Source organism: Psychrobacillus sp. FSL K6-1415, from assembly GCF_038003185.1.
In the GTDB taxonomy this organism is placed as follows: Bacteria; Bacillota; Bacilli; order Bacillales_A; family Planococcaceae; genus Psychrobacillus; species Psychrobacillus psychrodurans.
In genome coordinates, this window is sequence record NZ_JBBOOQ010000001.1 from 3625125 (window position 1) to 3650808 (window position 25684).

The window sequence follows — 25684 nt, forward strand, 5'->3', positions numbered from 1 at the left end:
ACGAAGAAATTTAATTATCAAATGATAATTGTTTTTCGATAACATTTTTGTTACCTTGTCTATAAGAGGTGAGAGAAATGGACAAAAATGCTCTTTTTTATAAACTAGTATCATTTACATCTTCTGTTCATCGAGTAACACATGAACTAACAAAAAATGCGAAGTCAGACTCCATTTCGCAGGTTCAATATAGCATTCTTGAATATATTTCAGTTAGTCAACCAGTGACGCCAAGTGAAATTAACGATTGTCAAAACATGTCTATGCCGAACACAAGTCGTGAGCTCAGCAAGTTAAGTAAGAAAAATTTAATCGAGAAATTAAATGATACCGAAGATCGACGAAAACAATATATTCGTCTTTCTAATGATGGAGAAGACTTGATGAACGAAGCTTTTGCAACTATAGAATCTCGTTTTCTAAAGCGACTAGAGAATGCTTCCAAAGAAGATTTAGATGATATTGAACGTGCTATGGATATTCTTCAAACAAAACTATTTTATCCATAGCACAAGTTTAAAATGAAGGATTAATAAATAGTTTAGTTCGTTATAGATAATCCTCACTACGAAATGATTATCTAGGATTTAAACACATAACTTCATGAAAAAGAGACCGTTCAGGTCTCTTTTTCACTTCTTGTTATTTAGGAAATTTATTTATTGTCCATACATTCATTTTGAAAATAACTAACTCCACTAATTGATAAACAAATATATGCGTTTGCTGCTATTAGCTGTAACGCTTCGAGAAAATTGGTCCGTATAATCTATCCATTCCACTTTTTCACATCGCTTTTTAACTTTTCTGTTAAGCTCCGTTTCAATTTCATCCATCATGTATACAATCTCATTGAAAGGTATGTTGAAATGGTGTACTGCCTGTTCATATGGAGAGTGTTTCACTAACAACTGTTGAAACTCATCGACTGTTTCCGCTATATCGACCAAGCAGTCTTCTGCATCAACAATAAACTTATAAAGGCGTTGTTTTTCTTTTGGGAGATTTGCGACTTCACTTCTTAAGAGAAACTCTATTAATCGTTCGTTCATTTCCCTCACCTCCCTGTTAGTACATAATACCTCAATACTTCATTACCAACTTGCTTTTTTAACTCCAGGGATTTGTCCTTTGTGTGCAAGCTCTCGGAAAGCAATACGTGACATATTAAATTTGCGCATATAACCTCTCGGTCTACCAGTCAATTCACAACGGTTTTTCAAGCGTGAAGGTGAAGAATCCCTCGGTAACTTGCTTAGTGCCCTGTAATCCCCTTTATCTTTCAGTTCTTTACGAAGCTCTGCGTAATGGGCCACCATTTTCTGTTGCTTTTTATCTTTTACCACTTTTGATTTTTTTGCCATTTTACCCTCTCCTATATCGTAATCATTACGTTTTAAAATTACGTAAAATTTTTTATTTCGTTTCTCGGTGAAGTGTCACCTTCTGAAGTCTTGGACAGTATTTCTTCAATTCAATACGCTCTGGATTATTTCTTTTGTTTTTGGTCGTTATGTAATTGCGATCACCTGTCTCTGTGCAGGCCAACGTGATATTTACTCTCATCTTACTTCCTCCTCTTTAATCTGAATACCAATTTCAAAAGCTGGTAGTGGATCAGAAAAACTAGTCCAATCCTGTGCATACTCGTGTTCTGTCAACAAGCAATGGTTTAGGTCGGATGTGATTTGTTGCTGGTCCATATCTATTCCGATAAATACTAGTTCTGTCATCTTGATGCCATACTCCATATCCCATTTCCAGCTCCTTCTATCCCTAGAGATGGCCCAGCTTGAGATAGCAGTACAGCAGTATCATCCCGAGTTGCTAGCCATAAAAATCCTTTAGTCCGTATCACTTCAACTGGCCAATCCATAATCCAATTCATTAAGCGCTCTGGATGAAAAGGTCTTTGACTTCGATAGACAAAAGAGGCAATACCATACTCCTCGGTTTCAGGAACATGTTCTTCGTTTAACTCTTTAATCCACCCCGCTCCTTGACTGGATGTTTCAAAATCGAATAAGCCTGTATTCAATACTTCGTTTAAAGCAAGATTTGCGTTTACTGTCACTATGATTTTCGCATCTGGATTAAAGCTTTTAAGGACAGCTTTTAACTCGCCTATTGTCTCTTCATCAACTAAATCAGCCTTGTTCAAAATTAATACATTCGCAAATTCAATCTGGTCAATAAGTAAATCGGCTATTTCCCGTACATCGTCATAAGTCGCTGCTTCCTTACGATCTAGCAACGTTTCTCCAGAAGAAAAATCTTGCCAAAATCTATTTGCGTCTATGACAGAAACCATAGTGTCTAGTTTACAAAACTTTGATAAATCGATGCCCAGGCTATCATCAATGTAAGTAAATGTCTGAGCTACCGGAACAGGCTCACTGATACCAGAGGACTCAATTACGATGTAATCAATATCTCCAAGTTGAGCCAACTTCTCCACTTCGATTACCAAATCCTCCCTAAGCGTACAGCAAATACACCCATTCTGCATTTCAATCAACTTTTCCTCCGTACGTAAAAAACCACCCTGTTTTACCAAAGAAGCATCAACGTTCACCTCGCTCATATCATTTACGATGACCGCTACTTTAAGCCGTTGACGATTTTGTAAAATATGATTCAGTAAAGTTGTCTTTCCTGAACCCAAATATCCACTTAATATTGTTACCGGTATTCTATTCTCCATTTTTCTCCTAACCATTCAACACAATTGTATCGAATTGTAAATAGTAACGATTACTATTTAAATATTATATTGTTTCCAAACAAACTGCAAGTATTATTATCAAGCTATAATAAATTTGATACTAATATTAGTTCAAAAAAATAGTGCTATCAACTCGTTTAATATTCTGGCGTTTCATTTCCTATGGAAACAAAACTGGAAAGAACCTTAATTATAAATGTTTGAAGGGCTAGGTTGTTGGATATTATAAGATAGTTCGAGATAGGTCAATAACCTAAAACTACACCATCTTCACCAAGTGCTAATATTCGTTTAATATTTATCTTATAATTAGGATTCTCTAATTTGAAATATCTTAAATAGAGGAATACAATTAGATTGTTATTAATTTTTATATAAACTAATTGGAGGGATTTATCATGACTGATTTAAAAGATAAAGTAGCGGTTGTAACAGGAGGAGCTTCTGGTATAGGATTAGCTACTGCAAAAGCTTTTTTAGCAAAAGGTGCAAAAGTTGTTATTGGTGATTACAACGAGGATTCTGGTAAAGCTGTAGTACAACAATTAAAAGAAACGTTTGAAAATGTATTATTTGTACGTACAGACGTAGCAGACGAGCAATCTGTTGAAAACCTTGTAAAAACAGCGGTTGATAAATTTGGTCAACTAGATATTATTTTCAACAATGCTGGTATTGGTATTCAAAAACCTACACACGAATTAACAGATGATGAATACAAACGTGTTATCGCCGTAAACCAAGATGGTGTATTCTATGGTATTAAGTATGCACTTCGTGAAATGTTAAAAACTGGTGGCGGTGCAATTATTAATACGTCCTCGATTTTAGGTACTGTTGGGGAACCAACGTCAATCCCTTACGCAGCTAGCAAAGGTGCAGTTAACTTAATCACAAAATCAGTTGCATTAGAATATGCTGATCGTAACATTCGCGTAAATGCTGTAGCTCCGGGATTCATCGAATCAGGTTTAGTAAATAAAGAATCATTAGGTGATTTCTATGATGGTTTAGTAGCAAAACATCCAGTGGGTCGCCTTGGTAACCCTGAAGAAATTGCTCACGCAGTTGTCTTCTTAGCAGAAAATGACTTCGTAACAGGTACTACTATTCACGTTGATGGCGGCTATACTGCGAAATAGTTAGGTTCACAAAAAAAAATCATAATTATAATATAAAAGCCGTTTTCTGTTCACTCAGAAAACGGCTTTTATATTAAATTTAATTTAACCCTTGTGCTTTATATCTTTACAACCGCATTCGTTTCAGCCGCTTCTATAATACCTAAAATGACTTTTAGCGAAGATAATGCATCCTCTCCAGTGACAAGCGGCTGTTGGTCAAAGCGAATACATTCGATAAATGCATCGATTACACCACTATTTGTTTGATTGTTATTTGTTTGGATATTCTCTAGTTGATATTGTATTTTCTCTCCATCTTTTGTAATCACTTCTAATTGATGCTGTTCACTATGATAAATTTTCAAAATGCCTTTCTCACAATAGATAATTGTACTATTATCTTCTTCACCATAATATGTCCAAGAGAACGTAGCAGTACCTATACGACCTTTTTTTGTTTTTAAACTACATACGATGTTATCGCATACTTCTATCGGTTCGTTATTTTCATCGACTTTGTCGAGTGCTCCCTGGAAGGCACTTACCTGCTCAATTTCATCATCTAATAAGTAATGCAATAAATCCACTTTATGGATTCCCAAATCTCCAGCAACACCAAGACCAGAACGCTCCTTTTGAAAGAACCATGTGGAATTTGATTTATTTATTCCCCATTGTTCCGGTCCCGAGTGTCCAAAAGTTGTTCTAAAAGTCAGCACTTTACCAAGTTCTTCACTTTTAATGATTTCTTTCGCTTTTTGATGCGCGCGAGTAAATCGCTGATTATGATCTACCATAAATTTTTTCCCGGATTGCTTTTGGGCATCAAGTATTTCTTTTGCATGTTCAATTGTAAGGGAAATTGGCTTTTCACACAGAACATGCTTCCCATTTAATAGTGCTTTAGTGGAAAATATATGGTGATATTCATTCGAAGAACAATCACTAATTACTTGTATCGTGGGATCTGTAAATAATTCATCCACGCTTTGTACTACTGTACCATCAAACATGACTGCTAACGCCTCTGCACGTTCAGGGTTTCGATCATAAAAAAAGATTTCATCCACGAATGGATTTGCTTTATATTCTGGTGCATGGCGCAATTTAGTAATTGACCCACACCCAATAATCCCTACTTTTAACCCCATATGATTACACCTACTCTCTTTTTTGGAATACTACAGCAATAATTATGATTAGGCCCTTTACAAATCCTTGTAGGTACGGAGAAACATTCATTAAATTCATCATATTATTTAGAATTCCTAAAATGAGTACTCCGAAAAGTGTCCCTATAATCTTCCCACGACCACCTGTCATCCTTGTTCCACCTATTATAACGGCAGCAATCGCATCGAGCTCATATTGAACTCCCGAGCTTGAGGATGAAATAGAATTTAAGCGTGACGTTTCAATGATAGCAGCTACACTTACCAATAACCCAGCCAAACTATACACAGCAATTTTAATACGGTCCACTCGAATTGCAGAAAGCATAGCAGCTTTTTCATTACTTCCAAGTGCATACACATATCTTCCAAACCTCGTTTTGTGCATCAAAATATATACCAACGCGGTCATGGCAAAGAAAATTAAAACTGGATAATCAAATATCCATAAGTCATTATTCGCGATGGCAGTAAACCCCTTAACCTCTCCTGAAACACTTCCACCTTCTGCAATATATAACGCAATGGAGCGTGCTGCCGCCATCATTCCTAATGTAGCAATAAACGAAGCAATCCTGCCTTTTGCAACCATTAATCCATTTAAGAATCCTGCAAATGAACCAACAACTAATGCAGTAAAAATCCCAACAAGTATACTTCCTGACGCATTTAACGCTAAAACTGTGATGACACCGACTAGCGCAAGCACGGATCCGACCGATAAGTCGATTCCACCAGAAAGCATAACGACAGTCATACCCAATGCAACAATTCCAATTATAGAAACCTGCATTAGTATATTTAGCTGGTTATTAATATCTAGAAATCTAGGATTCATAATAGTAGATGCTATAAAAATAATGATGAAAGCAATAATGACGCTATATTCTGACCACAGCCATGTAAGACGACTTTTTGCACTTGAAACTTGCGGACTATATTCTTTTACATTTGTATTAGCCAATTTTAGCGGCCTCCCTTTTCGAGCCGGTTGCATAATGCATAATTTCTTCTTCCGTTGCTTCTTCTCCGTTAAATCGTGCTGTTATTTCCCCTTGGTACATCACATTAATCGTATGACAAATTCTCATTACCTCGGGTGCCTCTGAGGACAATATAATCACCGATTTCCCTTGTTCAGCTAATGCCACAATTTGTTGATAAATCTCCTGTTTTGCCCCTACGTCTATTCCCTGGGTAGGGTTATCGAAGATTAGTATATCCGCTCCGACTTCAAGCCATTTGGCGATGATGACTTTTTGCTGATTACCACCACTTAACTTATCGATTGTAATACGTGGGTTGTGAACTTTGATGTTCAACAGCTCTTTATAGTACTGAAATTTATCTCTCTCAGCATTATCTAGAATAAATCCTGATTTCTCAAAATTCCCTATAGATGACAAGCTCATATTATGGATCACACTTAAATCTTTAATGATTGCATTTTCCTTGCGATCCTTTGGAACAAGACCTATTCCTGCTTCCACCGCTTTTCGTGGGTGATCTATTTTTATCAACTGGTTATTGATCTTTATTTCACCAGTGTATTTCTTTCGATATCCAAATAAGCTTTCAAAAAGTTCTGTACGGCCGTCCCCTGCTAGACCAGTAAAGCCTACTATTTCTCCTTTTTTCACCTGAAAATGAATGTTCTTAAATAATCCAAAGCTAGTTAAATTATTCACCTCTAGCAATACTGGACCAAATGTATGTTCATGTACAAATCGATTTTGGGAAATTGATTTTCCAACCATTAGCTTAGTTATTGTATCTAGATCTTCTTGTTCTACATCTCCACTTTTAATCATTTCTCCATCACGTAATACGGTATAACGGTCGCAAACTGCTTTTATTTCCTTCAGTTTGTGGGAAATATAAATAATCGAGATGCCTGATTTCTTTAAATTCTTCATTAACTCAAATAATCGATTCACTTCATGTTCAGCTAATGAGGTTGTTGGCTCATCCATAATTATAATGGTGGATTTATGAAGCAAGGCTTTCGATATTTCTATCAGTTGTTTATAGGAAGTTGCTAAATTTCTTACGTATTCCTTTGGGTCTATGTCCACACCTAGCTTAGCTAAGATGTCATGTGTTTGCTGGCACATCTCTTCTACTTTTAAAAATCCCATTTTGTTTCGAAGTTCAGAACCTAAAAACATATTTTCATACACTTTGAGATCTGTTACCATATTTAGTTCTTGATGGATAAAGCTAATCCCTTGCTCCTGCGATATTCTTGGATTGCTCATCTTAACTTCCTTATCGTTTATGTAGATAGAGCCATTATCAGGTTGATGAACTCCCCCTAGAATATTCATCAGAGTGGATTTACCTGCACCGTTTTCACCTAACAATGCATGAATCTCTCCTTTTTCAATTTGAAGAGTCACATTCTTTAATACGGGTACACCATTAAATGACTTCTTCATGTTCTTCATTGTTATATAAGGATTTTTAGTCATGGTATTTATCCCTCCTAATATAGGAAAAGAGGAAATACAACAACTGTTTGCACAACTATTGTATTTCCTAATATTCATTTAGAATTTAGATTCTGGATCATAGAACTCATCCACATTTTCTTTTGTTACCTGAGTAGCTTCTTTGACTACCATAGATTCTTCTGGATCATTACCCTTTGCAATATCTGCCGCAATCTTCACTGCATCCTCTACCATCGTTGGAGAGTATAGGAAGGTTGCTGTTATAAAACCGTCTGCTTTGATATCTTCAAATACAGCTTTTCCGCCACCAGCACCTGTTACAAATTGGATGTCTGTTCGCTTAGCTTCTTTGATAGCTTGTAAGACACCAAGTGCCATTCCATCGTCTTGTGTAAATACTGCATCTATTTGCGGGTGTGCTTGTAAAATGTTTTCCATCACTTCTAGCGATTTTTCAGTAGAAAAGTCACCACTTTGTGAAGCAATTATTTCCATACCTTCTGCACTTTCCATCGCTTCTTTAAATCCTGATCCACGTTGTTCTGTAACTGAACTTGGTGGTCCGGAAATTTCCACAACTTTTCCTTTTCCATTTAACTTTTCTACAAAATATTTACCCGCATTTACTCCAATACCTTCATTATCGCCTTTTACAACAACTGTAGCTGCATCATTTTCAAGCTCACGGTCCACTATTACTAAAGGAATTCCCGCATCTTTAATCTTTTGTCCTACAGGTGAAAGTGCTGCAGACTCAATTGGGAGCATGACAATAACATCCACACCCTGTGCTATCAAATCGTCTACATCATTTGCTTGTTTATTTGGGTCAGCTGCATTCGTCATTACATATTCAATGCCATCACTTTCTTTAAGTGCTTTAGCTTGCTTTTCAGCACTATCAATTAGTGCTCCCATCCATCCATGTGTTGCTGAAGGTAAAGAAATACCGATTTTTAGAGTATCGTCTTCTTTTCCATTTGCAGAATTCTTATTATCACTACATGCTGCTAAACTAAAAACTGTTACTAAAGATAAACATATGATCAGAAACTTCTTCAACACCATTCCCCCTTTGTTTTTATGAAAAGCTCCCCTTTTTGTAATCGATTACATGTGAAACTAAGGGCAACGCTCTATTATTAATATCCATTTAATAACAGAGCAATAACCTTAGTTGTACATTCTCACGTAGACTCTCGAAGAACTAGTTCATGGTTCAATATGACACTATCCACGACATTACCTCTGATCTTATCGATTAACATTTCCCCAGCCACAGTACCCATCTTATACATAGGCTGAGCAATCGTAGTGAGCGTTGGGTTTGTCATACTAGAAAAATCGATTTTGTCAAAACCAACTACTGCTACATCATTTGGTACATGTAATCCAGATGCATTTATTTCTTTGAGTGCTCCGATTGCCAAAAGGTCCGATACAGCAAATATTGCTGTTGGACGATCCTGTATTGCTAAAATCTTTTTCACTGCTTGTTGTCCATGTTCAAATCCTAGTTGTTTTGTATAAATAATATAATCATCATTCCAAGGAATACCATGTTCTTCTAATGCTCGTTGGTAACCCATCTCCCTCTGTCTTGCATATAAAAATTTTTCATCGGAATTCATTAGAGCAATTTTTTTATGACCTATTTGTATCAAATGCTTGACCGCCCGATAAGATGCTTCTTCATTGTCTATCGATACGTAAGGTATCCCACTATCAACGTTATACTCACTACATTGAATGATGGAATACTTTTCTGCTAGCTCTTTTAATGTTTCAATATTAACTGCTGGATCCATTGAAATAATTCCATCTGCCATTTTTTTCTTAACAAGGTCAAAGTAAATATTTTCTTTTTCCGGATTTGAATCAGTCTCACATAATAGGATATTGTAATTCTGACTTAGCGCCACATGTTCAATTCCTTTAATAATTTCTAAATAGAACGGGTTAGAAATGCTCGGAATTAGTATTAAAAAAATTCTACTTTCTGAATTCCTTAAATTTCTCCCTAACATACTAGGCTCATAATTTAAATCTTTTATAGCCTCTTCTACTTTAATTCTTGTTTTCGAAGTTACAGTATTTTGACCGTTTAATACCCTTGATACTGTGGCTACAGATACCCCTGCTTGTTTAGCCACCTGCTGAATGTTTGTCATTTACGTAGTCTCACTTTCTCTGATTTCATAAAAGGAAAATGAAATCGTTTACATTTACATGTTATTATATTCCGAATTATGCGTCAATAACTATTTTTTCATTAGAAATAACTATTGATTTACTTGAACAATTTATATAAGGTAATAATGTAACGGTTTACATTACAGTATATTCTGATAAATAAAGGAGGTTTTCTCATTGAAATTAGGTGTTTTTACGGTACTCTTCTCCGATAAAAGTTTTGAAGATATGTTAAGTTATGTTTCTTCTAAGGGCATAGAAGCAATTGAATTAGGTACTGGTGGATATCCTGGCGATGCTCATTGTAAAGTGGATGAATTGTTAAACGATGATACGAAATTGGAGAGCTTTAAGCAAAAGATCAGTGATCATGGCTTAATCATTAGCGCGTTAAGCTGCCATGCAAATCCTCTGCACCCACAGAAAAAAATTGCTGGTCCAGCTGATGAATTATTTATAAAAACAATGCATCTTGCATCAAAACTAGATGTGCCTGTAGTAAATACATTCTCGGGATGTCCGGGTGATCATGAAAATGCCCTCTATCCTAATTGGCCAGTAGCACCTTGGCCACATGATTTCCAAGAAATATTAAAATGGCAATGGGAAGAAAAACTTATACCATACTGGAAAGAAAAAAATGATTTAGCACAAAAACTTAATGTCAAGATCGGTTTAGAACTACATGGTGGTTTCTCTGTACATACTCCTGCAACACTATTGCGATTAAGAGAAGCATGCGGACCTATGATTGGGGCTAACCTTGACCCTAGCCATATGTGGTGGCAAGGCATTGACCCAGTTGAGGCCATAAAAATTCTCGGACGTGAGAATGCCATCCATCATTTCCATGCAAAGGATACAATTATAGATCAGCAAAATATGAACCGAAATGGACTTACGGATATGACCGATTATGCCAATATGCGTGACCGCGCATGGTATTTTCGATCTGTTGGTTTTGGACACGATCAAAAAACTTGGGCCGACATCATTAGTATTCTACGATTATATGGATATGATTATGTAGTAAGTATCGAACATGAGGATGGATTAATGTCGATCGAAGAGGGGTTCACAAAAGCAGTTGAAAACTTAAAACCCATTATCGTGAAAGATTCTATCAGTCAGATGTGGTGGACGTAAAGCCATAAAGGGAACCGGGTTCTAGCCACAATTTTAAACTCAATAAGAACCTGGTGCCCTATTTAAAACACACCACCTAAATCAGTGCATCTGCCATTACAATCTCAAGCATCAGGTTTTCCCGTGCTCCTAGATTAAGTTCATACGGGGAAACATTTTCATTTACTTCATTATTGGTAATTCTGATCACTGGTCGACCAGCTGAATTATAATTATATTTTGAAACAATACCTGTACGACCATCATTTAATGTAACGGTTAAGCCCGGAGGATAAATGGCGATACATTCTCTAAACAAGTTAACTTGATGTGTGTCAAACTGCGTATCACTTCCCGCATACAAAATCTCGAGTCCTTGATGTGGCAACACTGCCGGTTTGAAGGCTCTTGGATTAGTTACTGTATCAAACACGTCTGCAACACTAACTATTTTCGCATACTTGTGAATTTCGTCACCTTTTAATCCCCTAGGATAGCCAGTACCATCTACTCTTTCGTGATGTTGAAATGCACAATGAGCAACTGTTAATGGAATTTCATGAATTTTTCGTAGTACCTCAAAACCTTTTTCACAATGTTGTTTGACTATGGCATTTTCCTCATTTGTTAATTCACCTTGTTTATTTAATAGTTCTAAAGGAACATGTACTTTTCCTAAATCATGTAGCATAGCTCCCATTCCGATTTCTTCCACATTTTTAAGAGGTAACCCATTTTCGAGTGCAAGCTGACACGCATATATAGAAACGTTCAATGAGTGATTGAATACGTAGTTTTCGTGTACTTTTGTTGTAGCCAATAAATTTAATGCATGCTGATTGTCCGTGAGTGATGCAACTATATCCTTAAAAACCTTTTGAAAGCTACGTATTGCTCTACTTGATTTCATCATTCCCTGAAGATTTGAGTTTGACTGATTCAAGTCCGTTAATGCTTGAAACCCCTCGGTAATTGTATGTAAAGCTTCCACACGTAACGCTTCTGGTATAGACTCAACAATTTCTATCCCTTCAGATACTTCGTCTTCTATGTAAATGGTTGAAACATTATACTTTTTCAATTTTGGGATGAGCCGATCTATCAGTTCTACTCCCTTTGCTAACAAAATTTTACCATTGTCATTCAATATTGGTTTACCCAATTTCATTCCTGGCTTGTACTTATCTATTTTTACTAATCGCATCGCCCAAACTCCCCACTTTAAGCTTAATGAGTCAATTGTACTTAAATTTTGCAACCTGTACATACTAAAGGTAATAATTAATAGTAGTCCTATTATATTATATTTAAAGATAAAAAAGAATAGCATTAGGCATCTAGGCCTAAAAATTTTTATAAAATTAATAAATAAGTAAGTCCATTTTATACGTAAAGTAATCCGAACAGCGTTTATTTATGCTCTAGGCGGAGCCTTTCCGTTCAAATCTATTAAATCGTTTTTTATTAAAAAACGATTTAATATCACATAATTATTTGGGGGTTTAATTGAAACAATTAATTTTGAACGACTCGAACATATAAACTCGTAACATCTGAGTGATTCTTCAACTTCTAAATATAAAAGAAAAGAGCACGTGATAGTGATGTCGTCACTACACGGGCTCTATTAATCTCACAATAAAGGTCGTTTTATACTGAAATATTATAATTTAATTGTCTCTACAAAATGCTTTAACACCCTCGCAGTTAGACCCCAAATTGTGTATTTTTCATAGTCGTAGAACCATTCTTCTATATCTCTCGGCCTCCATTGGTATTTGTCACCGTTGACAATTTTGTCATATGGAAAATCCATAGGTGGCATCGGCTGGACAGAAACTGTGTGCATGTAAGGCTCATGGTTTTTAAGCCAGCTGACTGGAATAGTGAATACCGCCTCGACCTCATGTCTGTTAAAAGATTCGATTTTATGATGGTCAATCGTTGCAACAAAGGGATAGACAACAAAAGATGGAGATGCAATGTATGCACTCATCTGTCCTAGAACTTGAATACATTTCGGATCGACCCCTAGCTCTTCATGTGTTTCTCTTATTGCAGCTTCCATTGGAGATGCATCTGTAGGATCGATTCGACCACCTGGAAAGCTAATGTCCCCTGGTTGCTTTCTCATGGTTAATGAACGCACCTCGAATAAAACATGCCATTCGTCATCCACTTGCACAAGTGGTATTAAAACAGCAAAACGTAGCGCTGTATCCTCTCCTATAAAAAGCGGCTGCTTGTAATGCAGTTCCTTCTTTAGCTTATCCAAAAACACGGAATCTCCCCCAATGATAAGTTTATTCTAATATCGTATCATTAAATTTACTATCCATAAATTAAATGGCACACTTCGTCAAATAAAGTTATCGTTTTCTTTTTTTCTTAACTAAAGTGGAGTATCAAACAAAATAAAAAAACACTCAGATATATGTTCTAAATCTGAGTGCTCTTATTGGAAACAAGTACGCTAATTAACGCACTTTTTCCTTTTTAAGCTGTTTGCTTCTCAACTGTCCACAGGCCGCATCAATATCTGTTCCATGTTCTTGACGAATTTTGCAGTTGACACCTCTTTTTTTCAGCGTGTCATAGAATGACAACACAGATTCCTGTTCACTTCTTTGGTACTGGCTATGTTCATCGACAGGATTATAAGGTATTAAGTTGACGTAAAGCTGGTCTTTTATGTCATTAAGTAAATCGGCAAGCTCTTCAGCTACCTCTTTTGTATCATTTACATCCTTAAGTAGAATATATTCAATCGTAATTCTACGGTTGTTTTTTGCTAAATAATATTTTAGAGATTCCATTAGCTTTTCAATTGGCATAGCTCGATTTATTTTCATAATTCTAGTTCGTAGTTCGTTATTTGGTGCATGTAAGGATATCGCTAGATTTACTGGAATCTTCGTATCTGTGAATTCATAGATTTTACCTACAATTCCACTTGTTGAAACAGTTATTTTCCTTGCAGCTATCGCTAGCCCTTTATGGTCAATAACTACGTTTAAGAAGTCTAACAAATTTGTAAAGTTATCAAATGGTTCCCCAATCCCCATTACGACAATATGGCTCACGATATCTTTTTGCTTCAATTGATCGAGATGCAATTGGATATTCATAATCTGTTCCACTATTTCTCCACTTGATAAATCACGACTTTTTGCGAGTAAGCCACTTGCACAGAAACTACAACCGATGTTACAGCCGACTTGAGTCGTCACACAAACGGAAATGCCGTATTTATGTCTCATCATAACTGTTTCGATCAAGTTTCCATCCTGTAGTCTAAACAAAAATTTCATCGTTCCATCGGCTGCTTCTTGTTTTACGTGCTCCGTTAACGTTTGTATTGTATAGTTATCTTGCAATAATTGAATACATTCTTCATGCACGTCTGTCATGTCGGCGAAATTAGTGACACGTTTTCTATATAACCAATCCCAAACCTTTAGCGCTCTAGACTTTTTGTGGCCATGCTCATGAAGCCACTCAATCAGTTGATTTAATGTTAATCCATATATAGATTTTTTGTTCATAACTATCCTCATCTCTTCCCTCATACTAACTTTAAAGGCCATCCAGTACTAATCCTGGTGCCAGACATTTAGATACTATTATAACATTTGCTGAAACAACTCTCTACAAAGCCATTGTTTAAGTGCTTACTACTTTAAGGTAGCAATGTCATGACAGCAAAGAAATGCAGTATAGATGCTGCAAGAACAAATACATGCCAAACTGCGTGATGGTAGGTAAATCCACGCCACACGTAGAAAACAGCTCCTACTGTATACAGGATTCCCCCAATTGCTAGAAGTATAATCCCTTGGGAAGATACATTCTCCAAAAGTGGTTTCCATCCAAATACCAATAACCAGCCCATAACGACGTATAATAAGGTAGAAGTATGCAAGAAACGTTTCACAAAAAAAGCTTTAAACACAGTACCCGCAATTGCAAGCCCCCACACTATACCAAACAATGTCCAACCTAATGTACCTTTAATAGCAAGAAATAAGAAAGGTGTATAAGTACCTGCTATAAAAAAGTAGATAGCTGAGTGATCCATGATCTCAAAGAAATCTTTTACGCGTCCTGCTGGAAAACCGTGGACAAGTGTAGATGACAAATATAAAAGGATCATCGAAGAACCAAACAATGTAAAACTTACAACATGCCAAGCTGTTCCATGCATTACGGAGGATACGATTAATATTACAAGAGCAGCTACACTAAAAACAGCACCAATTCCATGAATAATCGCATTAGCTATCTCTTCACGCTTTGAAAAAATATGTGTATTACTCATCTTTTACTCATCCCATTCTAATATTCTCTAAGTATAATATTATCACTTTTGGCGAATAAAAGCTGACAGGGACATGTGTCCAAAATCTTAAACATCCCAAAAGTTCTATATATAATCCACTAGGAACTCGTTTCATTCAAGGCCACTAAAGTAATCGCAGTAAACTTTTTATTATAATTTGTATTGCCTTCATTCAAATTTAGAACAGTAAGCTTCCAAACAACAACTATATCTCAATGGTATTATTCAGCAAAAAAAAAAAGACACCCAAAATGGGCATCTCTTTTTATTTGCTAACTATGTTTAATTAATTCCTAAGAATTAAAGTTTTACAATGTTAACTGCTTGTGGTCCACGTTGACCATCTTCAACGTCAAATTCAACTTTTTGACCTTCGTCAAGAGATTTGAATCCGTCGCCTTGGATTGCTGAGAAATGAGCGAATACGTCGTTTCCACCTTCAACCTCGATAAATCCAAAACCTTTTTCTGCGTTAAACCATTTTACTGTACCTTGTGTCATGTAAAAAACCTCCATTTATGGTGAATAAAAAATTCACATATTACAAAAAGCTACCGAAGACTCACGATTACCTTTTGTAATATGTGAATTCATTGTTTCTATCTAAGCAATTTAATTATTATCTTTACTATATACCATTTCCACACAGAAAGATAGTAAATTGCTTATTATATTTTATTTAATATGTCTAACGTTTCTAAAACATGTTCAAGAAACATTTCAAGATCACTTATTTGATCTTCATTTATTTTCTGTGTGAACCTAACCTCTATTGTGTTTGTATAGCTAGAAAGTTCTGTTCCAAATTCAAAACTTAGTGTTTGAGTTAACACTATGTCGTCTTCCCAAATATTTTTGATAGCTTGTTCTATTTCCTCACATTGCAGATCAGGATTTTGAATATTTTTGTTAAATTTCAACGCCAGTGTACAACCTATATTTTTATTTCTAATTTCGAGTATTTCACCTGCTAGATCCTCTAGAGATGCGTCTAGTATAATTTCCGCAGCTATGTCTGACTGGTCAACAAGAGTAAATTCAATCTTAAAAGTTCTAGCGATAATCGAAAGGTCCATTTGGTCAACCCGATTTTTGATATCTATCTTTCGTTCTAAGTTGTCTAAATCGTATACATGGTTTTCAAATGCCACTTTTAAATTTTCAAAGATAGTTGGATCGTACATATCATTTCCTCCCGACTTGAGTGTCCTTATACTATTCCCTATTTAGTCTACATACAGACACAACGTAAAGTGAAATTTCAATCACTTTAGATATTCTTCATCCTCTATTTATTGAAAATAAGTATAGGTAAATACCAATGATTCACTCGAGAATATCTAACTAAACGACTCAGCATTACCTAAACAAAATATTTAGACGAAAATACATTTAATTTGTCAGATTATTTCCCAAGAAATAATGACAGAAAGCGCATTCTACTCTCTGTCAGAACTGAATAAAATTCTTTTATGTTAGTACTCAATGATTTGGGCAATTTCTATTTCTACATTAGATTGTTTTTCTTGAGTTTCTTTAAGCTGCTTTTGCAATTGGTCAGATATACTCGATAAATTTTGAAGTGTCTGTTCCATTCGGTCTATTGAATTGTTTATTTTGGAATGAGTTGACCATGCTGAAAAAATATCATCGAACACATAATCTGCAAACGTAACAAAACTTTCTCTTTCAATAGCTATGTTTTCGATACTGATTTTCTGGATATCTAAAAGTTCTGTATGAAATCGTTGTAAGGAACGCTGAGCATAGTGAATTGCTTCTTCCGATTCGTCAAGCTTACTATGTTTTAAAGAAGTGGCGATTATTCCTCCTCCTAAAAAGGTATCCCACGTAGAATAATCCTTAGCACCTTCAAGCGACTTTAACGCTCTCTTTAATGCTATTTTAGCTTCATTACCAGCTGTTATGGCTTCTATTATTTCACGGATACTTGTTGCAAGAATCGTCTTCTGTTCGTATAACCTCTCGAGACGAGTCGCCTCAGCGTGATTATTTACAAGAAGCCATTGTTTCTTCTTTTCAATAATCTGTTTCCACTCCAAGTCAAGAGATTCCCAGTCCCCTTTTTCTAATTCTCTTTCGTTAACGGTTATATCCTTTTCCAAATCTATTACTGTTTTTTCAATTTCTCTATACTTCGCTTCTATAGCAGCTAGCTCGCTTATTTCCTTCTCTCGAATTAGATCCTGCTTTCCCGTCCATGTTCTAACCACTTTCAAAATTGAAAACCTATCTAGATCTTCTACATCTTTTTGTTCTTCCTTTAATCTCGTCCAATATTCCTGCTTTTTATGTAATGCTGTTTCTAATTGCTCTGCCAGTGTTTGCTGCTTTCTTTTTGCTTTTTCCCTCCTATTAATCTCCATCTTTAAAACCGATTGACGCTCCTGTAATTCCTCCCACATGTAAATCCCCTCCTCCCTTTTATACGTATAAGTAGATATATTGTTTCAACTAAGAGTATTAAAAGTAACCTGGAAACATAAAATTATTTAATTTATCAAAATATTATATATTAATAAAAGTAATTATGGTAATAAAGATATAAAATTATTTATAATTCAGCTTCATTATGATAAAAAATAGTCGATAATAACCACATGAACTAAATAGTAACGAGAAGAGGTATATAAATGAGTATAGGAAAAAAGTTAAATCTATCCTTCATAGCAATGATATTATTACTTTTTGTATCAACTGGTATGGCAATATTAAGTTCAACAAATGTAAAAGACAAAGTGGATGAGGCCCTAGACGATCGGGTAAAACAAATACTTGTTATTGAAGAAATTCGAGTAGGGATTGGAATGCAAGGACAATATGTCCGGGCTTTACTAACAGATAACACACCTGAAACATTAGAGAAACTAGAATATTATGCCAACTATGTTGATGAACGAATCATTGAAATCGATGGCATGTCATCTTCAGACACGATGGCAGAGTTAATAGAACAATTAAATGCACATAATGAGGCATTCAACATTGCAACTTCTACCTATTTAGGATATGCGGAAGAAAAAAATAAAGAGGCGGGTACAGAGATACTTAATACAGATATCGCTAAAGCAAATGACGATATTCTTCAAGTGACTGAACAAATAATGGAGTATCAGGATGAACAATTAGAGATTTTAACGGATGAAACGAATGATGCTTTAAGTCTATCAACAACTATCTCGATTGTAATGTGTATCATTAGTATAATTATAGGGATTTTATTAGTTTTATTCGTACATAAAAAAATAACTTTACCATTAAAAGCTATGGCTAGTATTTCCCATTCAATCGCTAATGGTGACTTATCTCAAAATGATATACCTGTCGAATCACAAGATGAAATTGGACAATTAGCAACTGCTAATAATTTGATGAAAAATAACCTTCGTTCTTTACTCGGACGGATCCAAGAAAACTCCGAACATTTGAGTGCAGCAGCTGAAGAATTGTCTGCTAGCACCGAGGAAGTTACTGCTTCCACAACGGAAATGGCTAATCGCGCAAATGATACACTTCATGCTTCAACATCTGCTGCGCAATCAGCTAGCGAAAGTGCCTTAGCAATGGAAGAAACTGCAACTGGAGTTCAACGTATCGCAGAATCCACACAAAGCTTGAACGAAAGCTCTAAAGAAACCTATCATACAGCAATATCTGGTGGAAAAATCATCGATCAAGCTAGTAATCAAATGAATACGATCAATCATTCATCTAATATGGTAAATGAGTTAGTCCAAAGACTAAGTAAACAAACTGCTGAAATTGAAAATATTACAAATGTAATTACCGCAATAACTGATCAAACCAATTTACTTGCATTAAATGCTGCTATTGAGGCTGCACGTGCTGGCGAACAAGGGAAAGGATTTGCAGTAGTTGCCGATGAAGTTCGAAAGTTAGCAGAGGAATCTAAGTTATCTGCCAACCAAATTGTTGAGTTAATCCAAGAGATTAAGGGCGATATGGAAAACGTTGAGAAAGCAGCGGAAGAATCTTTAACCTCTGTATCAGATGGTGTAAAAATTATTGGTCAAGCAGGGATTTCTTTCGAAGGAATCGTAACCGCAGTAGAAAAGATGAATATCCAGATTGAAGAAATTTCTGCAACCTCTGAGGAAATTTCTGCATCAGCTGAACAGGTATCAGCTTCTGCAAATGAAATTGCAACTGGCACAACAAATGCATCTGCTAATATCGAAAGTATTGCTGCTGCAATCGAGGAGCAAACAGCGACGATGGAACAAGTAAGTGGAGTAGCCGTAGAACTTAGTCAAAATGCCTTAGAACTACAGGATGAAATACAAAAATTCAAACTTTCTTAATGAAAGTTATATGATGTGGAACCCTTGATCACTTTGTTATCGAGGGTTCCTTTTTGTATTAAGTTTTTTTATTACTTACCTAACACTTCTATACAAATCTCTATCGATCGTTTTAAATCAACGTGGGACCAGCTTGGTATTTTCCCATGTTGGATGGCTAACTCATGAGAAGCTGGTATATGAATGAATCCCGAGGGTACGTCTAGATTGTTCATTTTTGCATAATGTAAAGCTTCATACATGACGTTATTGCACAGGTATGTACCTGCAGTATTCGATATTGCAGCAGGGAGACCTTCTTTTATAAGTTCATCGACCATCGAACGGATAGGCAGCGTAGAAAAGTATCCAGGTTCTCCATCAATTTGGATTGTTTCGTCCAATGGTATTTGGCCTTGATTGTCTGCGGCTCCATCTTTCACATTGATCGCAACACGTTCTGGAGTAATTTTATATCTTCCTCCAGCTAATCCCAAAGAGATAACTGCATCTGGTTTTAACTCCTTTAGATAATGAATAAGCTGGTCTCCAGACTGTGAAAAGTCAACTGATAGAACCCTACTCATCACCTCATATCTCCCTATTTTTGTTCCGTTTAATTCCTCTACAATTTTCATGGTCGGATTCACCGTGAATGATAAAAATGGTTCAAATCCAGTTAATAGTAGTTTCTTCATCCTTAACCCTCTCTTCCTCTGATGAATTTTTATGTCCAATGCATTGGTCGCATAACAGTTGATGGCAACTTAGTTTGGTCATTTCCCTTAGCAGAGTTAACCTGAACTTGTGTGAGGAATATTGCTCCCGTCAGATCCGCTCCACTTAGATTAGCATCTCGGAAGTCTGCCCCAATTAAATCTGCATGTCTCATATCAGCATTTTGAAGGTTTGCAGCAATTAGGTAAGCACCTCTAAAATTTACACCTCTAAGATCTACTCCTCGTAAATTAGCTCCTAGAAGATCTGCTCTGCTACGATCTTTTTTCCTATTACTAGTTGAACCTTTATCTTTACGAACTAGTTCACTTGTTTTTGCGAGTAAGAGGTTCACCCTAGCACGATGCACTGGAATGTTTAACTCCAAGAGCAAATCAGAGCTAAGCAACGTAAGTCTTTCGGTTTCATCTATTGCATGATTAAGTTCTTTATGAATAGTAATCGTTTCTTCCTTTGTACGAGCCTCTGTAAGATATGAAAGTATTTCATGAAGCTCCTGCATAATTGGAAAAACGTCAAACATTTCCCTCGCTATTTCTGGACTCTCTCGCCAGCTTACTCCCTTGAAAGTAACTTGCGAAACCTTTTGCCCCGCCCCGTAGCATTCAAATACTGTACAGCCTTTATATCCTTCTTGCCTAAGCTTTTTATGTACACCACAACGGTAGTCTGTTTGAAGATTCGTGCACGGTGTACCAGCTAGTTTATCAGCAGCAAAGTCTACTGATGCAGCAAAATGGAGTCCCACACAGCATAAAGCAAAGCAGTTTTCACAGTCAGCGCGTAGATTATGTGTAGTATTGGACAATTTTTACACTTCCTTCAGTTTGTTCTGTTTCTAATCACCCTAAATTACAGAGTCTATTTTAAATAATAAGTTACTAATAGTTTACCAAAATTACAATTTGCTCGTTACAAGTTTTTAAGCCAACAAAAAAGAGACACTCTCGAAAGAGCATCTCTTTATACAGTATTATCTTTACTTAAAATTCTTAAGAATTAAAGTTTTACGATGTTTACTGCTTGTGGTCCACGTTGACCATCTTCAACGTCAAATTCAACTTTTTGACCTTCGTCAAGAGATTTGAATCCTTCGCCTTGGATTGCTGAGAAATGAGCGAATACGTCGTTTCCACCTTCAACCTCGATAAATCCAAAACCTTTTTCTGCGTTAAACCATTTTACTGTACCTTGTGTCATGTAAAAAACCTCCATTTTGGTGAATAAAAAAATTCACATATTGCAAAAAGCTACCGAAGACTCACGATTACCTTTTGTAATATGTGAATTCATTGTTTCTATACTAAGCAATTTAATTATTGTCCTAACTATATAACACATTTTGGGATTTGTCCAATGAAATGATTAATAAATGAAAAACAATTTAAACAGCTAGCCTACAAACTATCCAACTACATAGAATTTATCCTTATAAGCGTGGTATGATGAATAAATAAACTGCTACAATTTTTAGAATGAATAATGATTAATCACATTACATGATACAAAATCTGTATATAATTCGTTTAAAATACACCTTCTATTATTTCATGAAATATGTAATACATAGTTGTTAAGGAGAGTTCTTTATATGAACGAAAGCTTATCTCAAATAGATTACCGTGAGATAATGGAGTATTCACGTGATCCGTTAATTATTCATACTAACCTTAAAATAATTGACGTGAACCATGTCGCGGTAGATTTTTTCAGAGCAACCAAAGATAAAATCATTGGAGCAAGTCCTTTAGATATTTTTCAGGAAGCTTCTAAATTAGCTATTGAAAAAAGAATAGAATCTGCCTACCAACAACCAGCCAAAGTTATTGAAGAAACAATTTACCGAATGGATGGGACTACTGTAGAAGTTGAATTATATTGTCATCCCGTTCAAATTGGGAAGACAAAAGCAATACAAACGTATGTTAGAGATATTACCGAGCGTAAAGAAAAAGAATTGAAGCAACATGAAATTATGAAAGAAATCAATGAATTATCAGCTACACTGGTTCCTGTATTAAATGGAATCGCTATATTGCCTTTAATGGGTTCAATTGATGAGGATCGAGCAAAACAACTACTAGATGAAGTACCATTTAAAGTACAAGAACAAGACATTAATTTCTTAATCATTGATTTTTCTGGCATGTATACATTAAACAGTGTTGTGACAGATTATCTATTTAAGATTAATAACGTCCTTTCCTTGCTTGGTGTACGTTCAATTATTACAGGGTTAAGACCACAATTGGCTCTAACGGCAATACAGTTAGATTATAAGCTAGACTCCATTCCTACCAAGTCTACAGTTAAGCAAGCTCTACATTCTTTAGGTATCAATCAAAACCTTACTATCCCACTGGATATAAAATAATAACCAAAAAGTGCAGACTTCGTGAACAATGAAGTCTGCATTTTTATTAATCTTCCTCATTGATAATAATCTTACGTCCTTTAAGTTTCAACAATAACGGGACTAATAACCAAGCCGCTGCAGCAAGGATAAATAGTAGCGATAATGGCTTTGTCACAAATATACTAAAGTCGCCATTGGATATCGTTAACGCCCTACGCATATTGTTCTCAATCATTGGTCCTAATACAAGAGCCAGCACTAAAGGTGCAACTGGGTAGTCATTCTTTGAGAGTAAATAACCTAACACTCCACATCCTAACAATAAATAGAGGTCAAATGTCGTATACTGTACCGCATATACTCCAAAAAAAGAAATGGCAATTATCATTGGCAATAAATACTTTTTCGGTGTTTGAATAATTTTTGCAAAGACCCGAACTAATGGCATATTCAGCAAAAGTAGCATCAAATTCCCGATGAACATACTAGCTATAAGCCCCCAAGCAACCTCAGGGTGTTCATCAAATAATAATGGGCCAGGCTGGATGTTATACATGATAAGTGCACCCATCAATATCGCAGTTGTTCCGGACCCTGGTATCCCTAGAGTTAGTAGTGGAATCATTGCACCACCAGAAGCGGCATTATTTGCTGATTCTGGCCCTGCTACTCCCGCAATATGCCCTTTTCCAAATTTTTCAGGGTTCTTACTTAACTTTTTCTCCGTAGTATACGAGAAAAATGATGCTAGTGTTGCTCCTGCTCCCGGTAAAACCCCTATAAAGAAACCGAGTAATGATCCACGAACGATTGGGACTGTACTATCTTTCATATCCTGTTTTGTTGGTAATATTCGATTAATCTTTGCTATACTACCTGTTTCCTCGTCTTTTTCTAAAACTGTTTTTACAACTTCACCAAGTGCAAATAATCCAACAGCAATTGTTAAAAACTCCAACCCGGAAAATAGAATAGGCTGGTCATATGTAAATCGAGCAATACCTGAAACTGCATCTATTCCGATCGTCCCCAACATAAGTCCGAATACTGTCATCATTATTGCCTTTGTCATCGATTTTCCCGCTAAACCACTAACCGCAGCTAGGCCTAATAACATGAGGGAAAAATACTCCGCAGGTCCAAACTTTATCGCAACATTGGACAACGGCTCTGCTAGAAGTACTAATCCGATAAGGGAAATGATACCCGCCACAAATGACCCAATTGCTGAGATAGCAAGTGCAGCTCCCGCTCTCCCTTGCTGCGCCATCTGATATCCATCTAAAGTCGTCACGACCGAGGATGATTCTCCTGGTGTGTTAAGTAAAATTGAAGTAGTGGATCCACCATACATGGCTCCGTAATATACTCCTGCTAGTAAAATAATTGAGCTAGCGGCCGCTGCTCCCGTTGGCATTCCCGAAGTAATCGTTGCTGTTACAGGAATAAGGAGAGCGACACCACTCATTGGACCGATACCTGGTAAGACACCGACTGCTGTCCCAATAATAACTCCGATTAATGCGAACAGAATATTATGCCACTGAAACGCAACACCGAATCCATCCGCTAAAAATTGTAATGTGTCCATTGCTAAACCCCTTCCCTAAAACAGTGGAAACCCTGGTAACGAACCACCCAGAAGCTCCGAAAACATATAATAAATACCAACAGAAAAAACAGTAGAAATAATTATCGAATAGATTACTTTACCTCGTTCTAATGTTTGGAAAGCAATTAGTAAAAATAGAAATGTAGAAACGACATATCCTATTTTCTCTAAGAAAAATGCATATAAAAGAGCACTCCCAAAAATAATAAAAAACTTCTTATACTGCAGTTTATCTTTTGTAGAATCCTCTGTTTTATATTTAAAAGTTTCATATAATAAGCGAATACTTAGCAGGGTCAAAATAAGTCCAAGGCCCATTGGGAATATCTTCGGACCGACAGATGATCCATATGCACTGTCCGAAATTTTTTGACTCTCAATGAAAAAAAGTATACCAATTAATAAAAAAGCAATTCCTGCGACTCTATCAAATTTTTTGTTCATGGTTATTCCTCCTAACAGAAAAGGCGACCGTGATAGCCGCCTACAAACTATTATTTCTGCATTCCAAGCGCTGTTAATAACTCGACTATAACTTTATCCTGCTCTTCTAAATAAGTAGTAAATTCTTCCCCATTGCGGTATTCACTTGCCCAACCGTTCTTCTCAAGCTCTGTCTTCCATTCGTCTGTTTCAACCATTGCACCAATTTTTTCATTCCAATATTCTTTAGCATCATCAGACATTTCTTTCGGTCCGAAAATACCACGCCATATTGTAAACTCTGCATCGATGCCCGATTCTTTAAAAGTTGGCACTTCAGAAAGTTCTCCCTCTAAACGCTCTGCCGAACTAACCGCTAACACACGTACGTCACCTGATTTTACATATGTTGCAATCGTAGAAGCATCCGTTGCAATGACATCCGCATTATTACCTAAAAGCGCTGCTATTGCTTCTCCCCCACCGTCGTATGAAACGTATTTCACAGATTTTGGATCAATTCCAGCTTCAAATGCTGGCAGTACCCCTACTAAGTGGTCCATTGAACCAGGAGCAGATCCACCTGCTAATGTAACTGTTGTTGGATCCTTTTTAATAGCATCAAGAACATCTTCTAACGATTTGAATGCTGAATCATTTTTCACAACAATTGCACCATAGTCACGAGTCAACTGTGCAAGCGGTGTCGTATCCTTGTAACCATAAGGACTGTTACCTTCAGCTTTATTATTATTTATTAGGATAGGTGGAGATTTTACCATTAGTACATAATCGTTCTTTACTTCTTTCGTAGCAAATTCCGCCATATATACTGCTCCACCGCCACCAGCTTTGTTTTCCACGGTAATTGCTTTTTCCACTAACTTTGTTTCATTCATAATTTTAGCAACCGAGCGTGCGGTTAAATCCCATCCACCGCCTGCACCCGACGGAGCAACTATTGTAATATTATTTTTGGGATAATCTGATCCATCCGACGATGCACCATCACTATCACTTGATGAACAAGCAGCTAACCCTAATGCCAAAGTTGCCGCAAAAGCAACCGTAGTGATTTTCTTCCACATTTATTAATCCCCCT

At 36.2% G+C, this 25684-nt stretch carries 26 protein-coding genes and 1 pseudogene; 5 read left to right on the forward strand and 22 right to left on the reverse strand.

Annotated features, from left to right (window positions below; translation table 11 throughout):
- The first annotated feature begins 77 nt into the window (after window positions 1-77).
- A complete protein-coding gene (locus MKY60_RS17755) occupies window positions 78-509 on the forward strand; it encodes a MarR family winged helix-turn-helix transcriptional regulator (RefSeq protein ID WP_340930856.1) in 432 nt (143 codons plus the stop codon).
- Window positions 510-698: 189 nt separating this feature from the next.
- On the opposite strand, the gene MKY60_RS17760 is transcribed toward MKY60_RS17755, so the two are convergent.
- The 4 genes and pseudogenes from MKY60_RS17760 to MKY60_RS17775 all read right to left on the reverse strand — a co-directional run bounded on the left by MKY60_RS17760 (window position 699) and on the right by MKY60_RS17775 (window position 2704).
- Complete coding sequence (locus tag MKY60_RS17760; protein WP_093495911.1) at window positions 699-1052, reverse strand: hypothetical protein; 354 nt, start codon at window positions 1050-1052, stop codon at window positions 699-701.
- A 42-nt stretch (window positions 1053-1094) separates the two neighbouring features.
- Window positions 1095-1364, reverse strand: coding sequence for a 30S ribosomal protein S14 (rpsN, locus tag MKY60_RS17765; RefSeq protein ID WP_090568730.1), 270 nt, complete (start codon window positions 1362-1364; stop codon window positions 1095-1097).
- Window positions 1365-1416: 52 nt separating this feature from the next.
- Window positions 1417-1566, reverse strand: a complete 150-nt coding sequence (rpmG, locus tag MKY60_RS17770; RefSeq protein ID WP_090568728.1) for a 50S ribosomal protein L33 — start codon at window positions 1564-1566, stop codon at window positions 1417-1419.
- Window positions 1563-2704: pseudogene (locus MKY60_RS17775) on the reverse strand (GTP-binding protein). Before MKY60_RS17775 ends, rpmG begins: the two are co-directional and overlap by 4 nt.
- A 419-nt stretch (window positions 2705-3123) precedes the next feature.
- On the opposite strand from MKY60_RS17775, the gene MKY60_RS17780 reads away from it, so the two are divergent.
- Window positions 3124-3867 carry an SDR family NAD(P)-dependent oxidoreductase gene (locus MKY60_RS17780; RefSeq protein ID WP_340930857.1) on the forward strand — a complete coding sequence of 248 codons (744 nt, stop codon included), beginning with the start codon at window positions 3124-3126 and terminating at the stop codon, window positions 3865-3867.
- Between the two features lie 98 nt (window positions 3868-3965).
- On the opposite strand, the gene MKY60_RS17785 is transcribed toward MKY60_RS17780, so the two are convergent.
- The 5 genes from MKY60_RS17785 to MKY60_RS17805 form a co-directional block, all read right to left on the reverse strand.
- Window positions 3966-5000 (reverse strand): Gfo/Idh/MocA family protein, encoded by a 1035-nt coding sequence (locus tag MKY60_RS17785; protein ID WP_093495907.1) that lies wholly within the window; start codon window positions 4998-5000, stop codon window positions 3966-3968.
- A 10-nt stretch (window positions 5001-5010) separates the two neighbouring features.
- Window positions 5011-5985 (reverse strand): ABC transporter permease, encoded by a 975-nt coding sequence (locus tag MKY60_RS17790; RefSeq protein ID WP_090568715.1) that lies wholly within the window; start codon window positions 5983-5985, stop codon window positions 5011-5013.
- Window positions 5978-7492 (reverse strand): sugar ABC transporter ATP-binding protein, encoded by a 1515-nt coding sequence (locus MKY60_RS17795; protein WP_093495906.1) that lies wholly within the window; start codon window positions 7490-7492, stop codon window positions 5978-5980. Before MKY60_RS17795 ends, MKY60_RS17790 begins: the two co-directional genes overlap by 8 nt.
- Before the next feature lie 78 nt (window positions 7493-7570).
- Window positions 7571-8536 (reverse strand): substrate-binding domain-containing protein, encoded by a 966-nt coding sequence (locus tag MKY60_RS17800; protein ID WP_090568709.1) that lies wholly within the window; start codon window positions 8534-8536, stop codon window positions 7571-7573.
- A gap of 125 nt (window positions 8537-8661) precedes the next feature.
- Entirely contained in the window at window positions 8662-9645 is a 984-nt protein-coding gene (locus tag MKY60_RS17805; protein WP_093495904.1) for a LacI family DNA-binding transcriptional regulator, read from the reverse strand.
- A 199-nt stretch (window positions 9646-9844) separates the two neighbouring features.
- On the opposite strand from MKY60_RS17805, the gene MKY60_RS17810 reads away from it, so the two are divergent.
- On the forward strand, window positions 9845-10813 hold the full coding sequence (locus MKY60_RS17810) for a sugar phosphate isomerase/epimerase family protein (protein ID WP_340880552.1): 969 nt from the start codon (window positions 9845-9847) through the stop codon (window positions 10811-10813).
- Window positions 10814-10889: 76 nt separating this feature from the next.
- Here MKY60_RS17810 and MKY60_RS17815 read toward each other — a convergent pair whose 3' ends face one another.
- The 7 genes from MKY60_RS17815 to MKY60_RS17845 all read right to left on the reverse strand — a co-directional run bounded on the left by MKY60_RS17815 (window position 10890) and on the right by MKY60_RS17845 (window position 17557).
- Entirely contained in the window at window positions 10890-11996 is a 1107-nt protein-coding gene (locus tag MKY60_RS17815) for an HD-GYP domain-containing protein (RefSeq protein WP_340880553.1), read from the reverse strand.
- A gap of 459 nt (window positions 11997-12455) precedes the next feature.
- Entirely contained in the window at window positions 12456-13073 is a 618-nt protein-coding gene (locus MKY60_RS17820; RefSeq protein ID WP_093495901.1) for an NUDIX hydrolase, read from the reverse strand.
- A gap of 196 nt (window positions 13074-13269) precedes the next feature.
- Window positions 13270-14337, reverse strand: coding sequence for a 23S rRNA (adenine(2503)-C(2))-methyltransferase RlmN (gene rlmN / locus MKY60_RS17825; protein ID WP_090569160.1), 1068 nt, complete (start codon window positions 14335-14337; stop codon window positions 13270-13272).
- 134 nt (window positions 14338-14471) lie between these two features.
- Complete coding sequence (gene trhA / locus MKY60_RS17830) at window positions 14472-15110, reverse strand: PAQR family membrane homeostasis protein TrhA (protein WP_090568695.1); 639 nt, start codon at window positions 15108-15110, stop codon at window positions 14472-14474.
- 321 nt (window positions 15111-15431) lie between these two features.
- A complete protein-coding gene (locus MKY60_RS17835) occupies window positions 15432-15632 on the reverse strand; it encodes a cold-shock protein (RefSeq protein ID WP_090568691.1) in 201 nt (66 codons plus the stop codon).
- A gap of 167 nt (window positions 15633-15799) precedes the next feature.
- Window positions 15800-16315 carry a hypothetical protein gene (locus MKY60_RS17840; RefSeq protein WP_093495900.1) on the reverse strand — a complete coding sequence of 172 codons (516 nt, stop codon included), beginning with the start codon at window positions 16313-16315 and terminating at the stop codon, window positions 15800-15802.
- Window positions 16316-16606: 291 nt separating this feature from the next.
- Entirely contained in the window at window positions 16607-17557 is a 951-nt protein-coding gene (locus MKY60_RS17845) for a hypothetical protein (protein WP_340930858.1), read from the reverse strand.
- A gap of 228 nt (window positions 17558-17785) precedes the next feature.
- Here MKY60_RS17845 and MKY60_RS17850 point away from each other — a divergent pair, with 228 nt between their 5' ends.
- On the forward strand, window positions 17786-19474 hold the full coding sequence (locus MKY60_RS17850) for a methyl-accepting chemotaxis protein (protein ID WP_093495898.1): 1689 nt from the start codon (window positions 17786-17788) through the stop codon (window positions 19472-19474).
- Window positions 19475-19545: 71 nt separating this feature from the next.
- Here the strand turns inward: MKY60_RS17850 and MKY60_RS17855 are convergent, their stop codons facing one another.
- The 3 genes from MKY60_RS17855 to MKY60_RS17865 all read right to left on the reverse strand — a co-directional run bounded on the left by MKY60_RS17855 (window position 19546) and on the right by MKY60_RS17865 (window position 21391).
- Complete coding sequence (locus MKY60_RS17855) at window positions 19546-20151, reverse strand: pyroglutamyl-peptidase I (RefSeq protein ID WP_093495897.1); 606 nt, start codon at window positions 20149-20151, stop codon at window positions 19546-19548.
- 29 nt (window positions 20152-20180) lie between these two features.
- Complete coding sequence (locus MKY60_RS17860; RefSeq protein ID WP_093495896.1) at window positions 20181-20999, reverse strand: pentapeptide repeat-containing protein; 819 nt, start codon at window positions 20997-20999, stop codon at window positions 20181-20183.
- Between the two features lie 191 nt (window positions 21000-21190).
- Complete coding sequence (locus MKY60_RS17865) at window positions 21191-21391, reverse strand: cold-shock protein (protein WP_090568674.1); 201 nt, start codon at window positions 21389-21391, stop codon at window positions 21191-21193.
- A 391-nt stretch (window positions 21392-21782) separates the two neighbouring features.
- Between MKY60_RS17865 and MKY60_RS17870 the strand changes: the two genes are divergently transcribed.
- Window positions 21783-22565 carry a PAS domain S-box protein gene (locus MKY60_RS17870; protein ID WP_093495895.1) on the forward strand — a complete coding sequence of 261 codons (783 nt, stop codon included), beginning with the start codon at window positions 21783-21785 and terminating at the stop codon, window positions 22563-22565.
- 46 nt (window positions 22566-22611) lie between these two features.
- Here MKY60_RS17870 and MKY60_RS17875 read toward each other — a convergent pair whose 3' ends face one another.
- From MKY60_RS17875 to MKY60_RS17885, 3 genes are read right to left on the reverse strand one after another with little or no spacing between them, the layout of a single operon-like run.
- Window positions 22612-24138, reverse strand: coding sequence for a tripartite tricarboxylate transporter permease (locus tag MKY60_RS17875; protein ID WP_241600144.1), 1527 nt, complete (start codon window positions 24136-24138; stop codon window positions 22612-22614).
- A 15-nt stretch (window positions 24139-24153) separates the two neighbouring features.
- Window positions 24154-24603: a tripartite tricarboxylate transporter TctB family protein gene (locus MKY60_RS17880; RefSeq protein WP_090568663.1), complete on the reverse strand. Its 450-nt coding sequence runs from the start codon at window positions 24601-24603 to the stop codon at window positions 24154-24156.
- Window positions 24604-24653: 50 nt separating this feature from the next.
- Entirely contained in the window at window positions 24654-25670 is a 1017-nt protein-coding gene (locus MKY60_RS17885; protein WP_090568661.1) for a tripartite tricarboxylate transporter substrate binding protein, read from the reverse strand.
- Between the last annotated feature and the right edge of the window lie 14 nt (window positions 25671-25684).